Here is a 7665-nt window from a genome sequence, read left to right as displayed (position 1 = left end):
GACTTTCGAACTTCCCACCAGGCCCCAACGCTCTGAACAGCGATAGGACCGGCGGACGTGTCACAGGAACCCAATTATCTGTGGAACCCGGGTGGCACACCCCGGCATCAGTCCACTTCGGCACTGCCGCGACGATCCGCGCGCAGCGGCAGACCACCCTCGACCAGGCCTACACCGCTCACCCGGAGCGGTTCACCCGCCGCCCGCGAGCACCCCAGGCACCCAACAGCGCCTGGATCAACAACCCCGCCCGGCAAGAACAACCCACCCGTTAACGACAACCTGTCTCAGGTTGACTTGACAACTACCGGGTCGGCCACCGAAGCTGTCGGATGCCGAGCTGCTGACCCTCGCGGTGGCCCAGGTGCTGCTCGGGATCCGGTCCGAGGCCCGGTGGCTGCGGTTCGTCCCGCGCATCTGCCCGGAGCGTTTCCCTATCTGCCGGGCCAGTCCGGCTACAACAAACGCCTCCGAGCCGCCTTGCCGCTACTGAAGCGGGCGATCCGGGCGGTTGCTGCGGACACCGACCTGTGGACCGACTCGGCCTGGGTGGTCGACTCCACCCCGGTCGAGTGCGGCCGGTCCCGGCCCACCGCACGGACACTGTCGATTCGGCTAGTGCGAGAGTTGGGCTCGCCTCGCTCCGTTCCGCCGTCCCACCCACGTAGTCCCCTCACACGGCCCCGGAGCGTACTCGCTCGTAATAGGCGGCGCCGACAAGGTTGGTGAGGACCCGTACGTCACGGCTTTCCCCAAAGAAGTAGTCAGCCATCTTGTTGTGGGCGCCCTGGTTGTCGGCGACAGCGCCGATGATGCCATCCACCAAGTCGGGGCTGTCGAGGAACTGCTTCTGGGTGTTGGTGGCGGCCTGGGCGCGCAGAGTCTGGACTTGCTCGAGGGCCGCGAGGAGCCCTTCTAGGAAGGCCACCTGCTGGGTACTGGTGAAGTCCTCGTCGCCGAACAGTTCGTTGAGGCGGTCGATGACGGCCTGGAAGGCGACCATCTTGGGGTCGCGCTTGGCACCGGACCCGGCGGCGGTGACACCTTGGAGACCCTTGCGCTCCCCGAGGCTGATCTCGGTCTGGCCGCGGTCGATCTGCTTGACATGGACGAGGGAAACCCCGGAGAGGTCGAGGGCATCGCTGGTGTAGTTGTCCGGCCGGATTAGTCGTTCCAGTAGCCGCAGGAAGATCGACCGCTTCTCCAGGTCGACGTCGCCGTAATCAACGACCTGGGAAACGAAGTCGTAGAGGCGGACGAATGTGCCGACGTCCTTGCGGAACATGTCGAGTTCGTCTTGAACGGTCTTGTCGCCCTGGATGAGGGCGGCCTGGTAGCGCTGCTTGAACCGGGTTTTGGCCGGGGCCATGGCTCCGGCGAGCGCGTTGTTGCCCTTGCGGAGGACGGTCGCCTCGACGGCCTGGTCGATCTCCTCCGGGGTGTAGATGGCGGCCTGGTCGAGCTTGGTGGCAATGTCGTGAACGAGGTTCGGGTCGGTGGCGGTCTCGAGGTGGGCGTCGGTGAAGTACGGCAGGAACGCGGCCCTGATGTCGTCGGCGGCGTTGACGAAGTCCAGGACGTAGGTGCTGTCCTTCTTCTCCCCGGCCGGGGTGCGGTAGGTGCGGTTAAGCCGGGACAGGGTCTGCACCGCCGCCACGCCGGAAAGTTGCTTGTCGATGTACATCCCGCACAAGAGGGGCTGGTCGAAGCCGGTCTGGAACTTGTTGGCGACCAGCATGATCCGGAACTGGTCGGTGGCGAATGCGGTGCGCAGGTCGCGGCCGCGCAGGTCGGGGTTCATCGAGGTCTCGGTGAACTTGTCCGGGCCGGTCTCGGGGTCGTCGATCTCCCCGGAGAAGGCGACCAGGGTGCCGATGTCGTAGCTTTGCTTGACGATGTAGGCGTCGATGGCCGTCTTATACCGGACTGCGGCCTTGCGGGAGTCGGTGATGACCATGGCCTTTGCGTGCCCGTCGAGCAGACCCAGGACGTTGGCGCGGAAATGTTCGACGATGATCTGGACCTTCTGACCGATGTTGGTCGGGTGCAGCTTCACCCACCGCATCAGGCCCCGTGTGGCGGCGGACTCGTCGACCTCGCGGCCCTCGCCACCCTGGTCGTCCTTGACCCGCTGGGCGATGCGGAAGGCGGTGTCGTAGGTCTGGTAGCCGCGCAGCACGTCGAGGATGAACTCCTCCTCGATGGCTTGCTTCATCGTGTACAGATGGAACGGTATCGGCATGCCCTCGGGGTCGGCCGGATCGGGCCGGCCGAATAGTTCCAGCGTCTTGGGTTTCGGGGTGGCGGTGAACGCGAAATAGGAGATGTTTTCGGCCCTCGCGCGGCTGGTCATCTCCCCGGCCAGGACTGCCTGGAGGTCGAACTCGCCGCCGTCCTCGATGTCCTTGATCTCTTCGGCAGTGAGCACCTGCCGAAGCTTGTTCGCGGTCGCTCCCGTCTGCGACGAGTGGGCCTCGTCGGCGATGACGGCGAAGGTCTTCTTCCTCAGACCCTTCGTCTTGGCGATGGCCTCCATCGCGTGGGGAAAGGTCTGGATGGTGACCACGATGATCAGCTTGCCGTCCAGCAGCGTCTTGGCCAGGAGCGATGACTTCGACCCGGCGCCGGCGCGACGCACCTCGTCGTCGCTGATGGTGGCCACCACGCCTTGGGCGGAGTCGATCTGACGGATCGCATCCTGCAGTTGGTCGTCCAGCACCGTGCGGTCGGTGACCACGATGACGGAGTCGAAGACCTTCTGGTTGTACTCATCATGCAGCCGGGCTAGGCGGTGCGCCGTCCAGGCGATGGAATTGGTCTTCCCTGACCCGGCCGAGTGCTGGACCAGGTAGCGGTGGCCCGGGCCCTCGGTGCGGGCTGCGGAGCTGAGAGCGGTGACCACCTCCCACTGGTGGAACCGCGGAAACAACAACCCAGCCGACTTCGATACCGCCCCGGAGATCGGGTCGCGCCTAGTGGTGTGCTCCACATGCATGAACCGGCCGATGATGTTCAACCAGGCGTCGCGTTGCCAGACTCGCTCCCACAGGTACGACGACGCCGAGCTGTGCGGATTCGGCGGGTTGCCAGCGCCCCCGTCGCACCCCATGTTGAACGGCAGGAAGTGTGTCTTATCGCCCGCGAGCTTGGTGGTCATCCAGACTTCGTCGTTGGACACCGCGAAGTGCACCAAGGCGCGTTTACCGAAACCGAACAGCGGTTCGACCTGCTTTGTCACCGGGTGTTTGGGCTGCCGGGAGGTCCTGTACTGCTCGATCGCCTCGGTTACCGACTGGGTAAAGTCCGTTTTCAGCTCTGCGGTCGCAGCCGGAAGGCCGTTGACGAACAGCACGAGGTCCACCGACCGCTGGTCGGCGGTGGAGAAATACACCTGCCGCACCACCCGGAGACGGACTGCGGCGTACCGGGCCATACTGGCCGCGTTGAGGGTGGTCTCGGGCTGGAACTGGCACATGTCGAACCGGGCCGAGACGTGCTTGAACCCGGTGCGCAGCACCGCTAGCGTGCCGCCACCTGCATCCATCGGGGTATCGAGAACCTTAACAATCCGGTCCAGAAGCTGGGCGCGCTGCTTCGCCTCGTCCCGAGACCCTACCTTGAGGACCTTCGCCAACTCCTCGGGTTGGGTCTCTCCCAACCACCCGAACACGTCCTCTGGGAAGAGGGCGCGTTCCTTGTCGTAGCCCTGGGAGTTCTCGCTGTACAACCACCCGTTTGCGGCCAAGTGCTCGCACAGCTCGGTCTCGAACGGCTTCTCGTTGTGGTCAGCCATCAGGCTGCCCGCCGTACATCGATGTGGCCAGTCACTGCGGCTGCGATGAGTGCCGACCGGCGCTCCTGGGCGAGCTCGATGAACCGCTCGGCCTTTGAGATCAGCAGATCAATTTTGGCGGTCTGCTGCCGGATGTCACTCACCACCGCGCGCTGGACCTTGGGTTCGGGAAGGCTGAGCGGCACGCGCGCGAACGTCGTCCAGTTGCGGAAGTCGACGCTGCGCTGACGCACGTTCGGCGCCTGGGTCGCCAGGAAACCACTCACGCCCAAGTATCGGAGCAGCATTGCGACGTACTCTGGTTCGTCGTCGGTCGAGACCTTGCAAACGTGATACACGGGCGTCGCGTTTCCATGGCTGTCTGAGATCCCGACGGCACCAGCAAAGCCGTCAAGCGCGTGAAAGACGAGGTCTCCGGGGAAGACCTCCTGGTAGCCATGTTCTGTCTCCGAGAAGGTGTACCCCTCGTCACGCCGCTTGGACCGCAACGTGACGACGCCATCTCGGTAAGCAGTGACGACCCCGAGCCCAGTCTTCGCCGGCCGGGAGAGGGGCACAAGCACACGGCGGACAGAAGTCTGCCGTTTGCCCTCGGTGGCAACGAAGTGGCGATCCCTGATGGACGCCCTCCGTTCCCGCAACATCTCGATGAGCCGTTCTTGCTTCCGAATCAATGTGTCGATCCGGGCGGTCTCCTCGTCGAGGTAGTCGGCAATTGCGCGCTGCTCGGGCAGAGGCGGCAGAGCCATACCTGCGCCTAGGAACCGCGGTTTCTGGATCACCTTTCTCAGCCCCGTATAGAGAGGGCGGAATCTCTTGCCGTCGTCAATCGCGAGGTAGTACCAGTCCAGGAACCGAGGCTCAGCGACCCCAGGGTTGATCGAGAAACACGTGTAAGCGCCGGTCACCATGCCCTTCTGCCGGGCGAGGCCTACCGTTCTGGGCGTCTCGTCCATGTCGAACAAACAGAAGACCAGTTCATTTGGCAGGACGACCTGGTAGTCCTCAAATGAAGCTGGGAACTTGCCCTCGCCATTTGACACATCGCGAACGATGACGCCCTGCTTGGTGAGGGAAAGCAACACGGTTTCCGACCAACGCTCACCCACGGTCCGCTTCACCTGAGTGAGCGCGGTACGAGTAGGAACAACGGCCCAGTGAGACGGCACCTCGCCGACCCAACTGAGTCCACTGTCCCTATAGGCGGCATAAGTAGGGACACCATTCACCGCTCGACCTCCTGCAGGAGGCTGATGATCTCGGCGACGAGAGTATCGAGGTCAGAGTCGATTTCTTCCAAGTCGCGCGGCGGAATATACTTGTAGAAGTGCCGGGTGAAGGGGATCTCATGTCCCGTCTTGGTCTTAGTGTGGTCGATCCAGGCGTCGGGGACGTGTGGCTTGACCTCAGCGTCGAAATAGGCCGCGATGATGTCGCCGGAATGCTGCTTGCCGTATCGACTGTCGCCAGTCTGGCCTGCGGGCGCCCAGCCGAACGGGATATTCTCGGTGTCGCGGAGCGTGGTGTCGGGCTCGGGATTGCCCTTGGCGTCGGTGCAGATGTCGGCGGTCTCGTCGCGCTCGGACAGTCCCTGCCATACAGCCTTGAGCTGCGGTGCCCCGAGGCTGAGCCCGGCGGCCTTGAGGTGGCTCTTAAGCTCCGCAAGGAACTTCGCGCGGTTGGTGTACAGGTTGTCGTTGAATCCCTTCAACCCCGCGTGCAGGGCATTGGCGTCCACTGCCTTCAGCGGCCCCTTCCCTGCGCCGTCTAGGAGCGCGTCGATCCGTTCAGGGGTGCAGGCGAAGTTGAGCCGCAGGGGTCGCTCGACCGTGATGGTCCAATAGCCGAAGTCGGTGGTCGCGAGGACCCGGCTGTAGTCCGTGTCTTCGGGGCTCTGCTCCTCGAAGGCGTCGTAGATGCGGACGATGCGGTTGCGCTCGTCCTCGGAAACCTCACGCGACTTGTCGCCGAGGTTCTTGCGCATCTTGGTAAAGAAGCGGGATGCGTCGATGAGCTGAACCTTGCCGGCACGCTCCGGGCGCTTCGCGTTGTCGAGGATCCACACGTATGTGGAGATTCCGGTGTTGTAAAACATGTTCATCGGCAGCGCGACGATTGCCTCTACTAGGTCCTTCTCGAGCAGCCAGCCGCGGATCTCCGACTCGCCGGACCCCGCGACGCCGGTGAACAGTGGGGAGCCGTTGAGAACGATCCCGGCCCGGCCGCCGCCCTCGTGTGCGGGACGCATCTTGTGCGCGAGGTGAGTGAGGAACAGCATCTGCCCGTCGCCGATCTTCGGCAGCCCAGCGGCGAATCGGCCGTGGTCGCCGGTGGCAGCGCGTTCGGCCTTGACCTGGTCCTCCGCGGCTTTCCAGTCCACCCCGTACGGCGGGTTGGACAGGCAATAGTCGAAGTACCGGTCGGCGAACAGGTCCTCCGCGAGGGTGTCACCGAGGCGGATATTCGTGGCGTCCTGACCCTTCGCAATCATGTCGGACTTGCAGATCGCGTAGGACTGGTCGTTGATCTCTTGCCCGAACAGCCTCAACCGGGCGTCGGGGTTCTGTGCCAGCAGGTGCTCTTCTGCGACTGAGAGCATCCCGCCCGTGCCGGCGGTGGGGTCGTACACAGAGCGGACCACCCCGGGCTCGAGCAGCGCCTCGTTGTCCTCGGCGAACAACAGGTCCACCATCAGCCGGATCGCATCGCGGGGAGTGAAGTGCTCACCGGCCTCCTCGTTGGAGGCCTCGGCGAACTTGCGGATCAGCTCCTCGAACAGGTCGCCCATCTCGGCGTTGGGCACGCTGTCGGGGTGCAGATCGACCTCGGCGAACTTCGACACCACCAGATAGAGCCGGTTCTTCTCCGCCAGAGTCGCGATCTCGTTCTCGAACTTGAACCGCTCGAACACGTCGATGTTGGCCGAAAACCGGGACAGGTAGTCGACCAGGTTTTCCTTCAGCCCGTCCGGGTCGGAGAGCAGCTTCTTTAGGTCGTAGTCCGAGGTGTTGTAGAAACCCAGGCCGAGCTGCTGCCGAACCCGTACAGCGAGAACGTTCGGGTTCGGGTTAGCTGAGGCGAGCGCGCGGACCTGGTCGCGGGTGGGCTCCATGAGGCAGTCCAAGCGCCGCAGGATCGTCATCGGCAGGATGACGTTGCCGTACTGGTGCGGTTTGTAGACCCCACGGAGCTGGTCGGCGATCGACCAGACGAAGTTCCCCAGATTGCTCACCGAGATGCTGCCCTATCCCTGCTCCAGCGGCCCCGAGACGCCGAGGCCCGTTGTTGACCGGAGGCACAATCCTAGGTCCCGTCTCGCCCGGGGGCATGCTCCGCGCGGCCGAGCGGCCCTGGGCCGAGCGGGTTCAACGCAATACGAACACGCTGAAACCATTCCGTCTGCCATCGGCCCGCCCGCTTGGGGAGCGGGCAGCCGCTCGGCCCGCCACGTCAAGCGGACCTTGACGCAAGGTCGGACGCTGGCGGGTCGGGCGGCGGTCTGCTCGGCTTGCCCGGGTCGACGGCAGCGGGATGGCTTACCGCAACCACCCGCGGACGGTGACCCGCCGGCGGAGCCCCGGCTGGTGCTTGACCGCGGCGTCCCCGCAGCTCGGGGGTTGCCGCGCGCGTTCCCGTCGGCCGTTCTTCTTCTTACGCCCATGCCTGTGCCCTTCGCTGCGGTCAGGCCCGTGGGGCGGGCGCCGGTCGCATGGACCCCGCCCCACGGAGGCGCCGGGCGTGAGTGCCCTTCGCGCGACGATCAACGTGGGAGGGCACTGAGCCTTTCCGAGTAACGGTGTAAGGACTTGGAGTAGCCGGCTCGGCCAACGGTCCAGACGCGCCCAGATCCGGTGCGGTGCAACGGAAAGACG

3 protein-coding genes are annotated in these 7665 nt (G+C 64.5%); all 3 read right to left on the bottom strand.

Annotated elements, in window-relative coordinates; all coding sequences use genetic code 11:
- Positions 1 to 673 precede the first annotated feature (673 nt).
- Entirely contained in the window at positions 674 to 3793 is a 3120-nt protein-coding gene (locus tag AB0H57_RS32115; protein WP_357512421.1) for a type I restriction endonuclease, read from the bottom strand.
- Positions 3793 to 4914, bottom strand: a complete 1122-nt coding sequence (locus tag AB0H57_RS32110; protein WP_357512420.1) for a hypothetical protein — start codon at positions 4912 to 4914, stop codon at positions 3793 to 3795. The genes AB0H57_RS32115 and AB0H57_RS32110 overlap by 1 nt, the downstream gene beginning before the upstream one ends.
- Positions 4915 to 5018: 104 nt before the next feature.
- Positions 5019 to 7025: a class I SAM-dependent DNA methyltransferase gene (locus tag AB0H57_RS32105; RefSeq protein ID WP_357512419.1), complete on the bottom strand. Its 2007-nt coding sequence runs from the start codon at positions 7023 to 7025 to the stop codon at positions 5019 to 5021.
- Between the last annotated feature and the right edge of the window lie 640 nt (positions 7026 to 7665).

Origin of the sequence: Micromonospora sp. NPDC050686, assembly GCF_040654475.1 — a bacterium.
Taxonomy (GTDB): Bacteria; Actinomycetota; Actinomycetes; order Mycobacteriales; family Micromonosporaceae; genus Micromonospora.
Note: the sequence above shows the minus strand (reverse complement) of the source record. Positions and strands in the feature narration are given on the sequence as shown.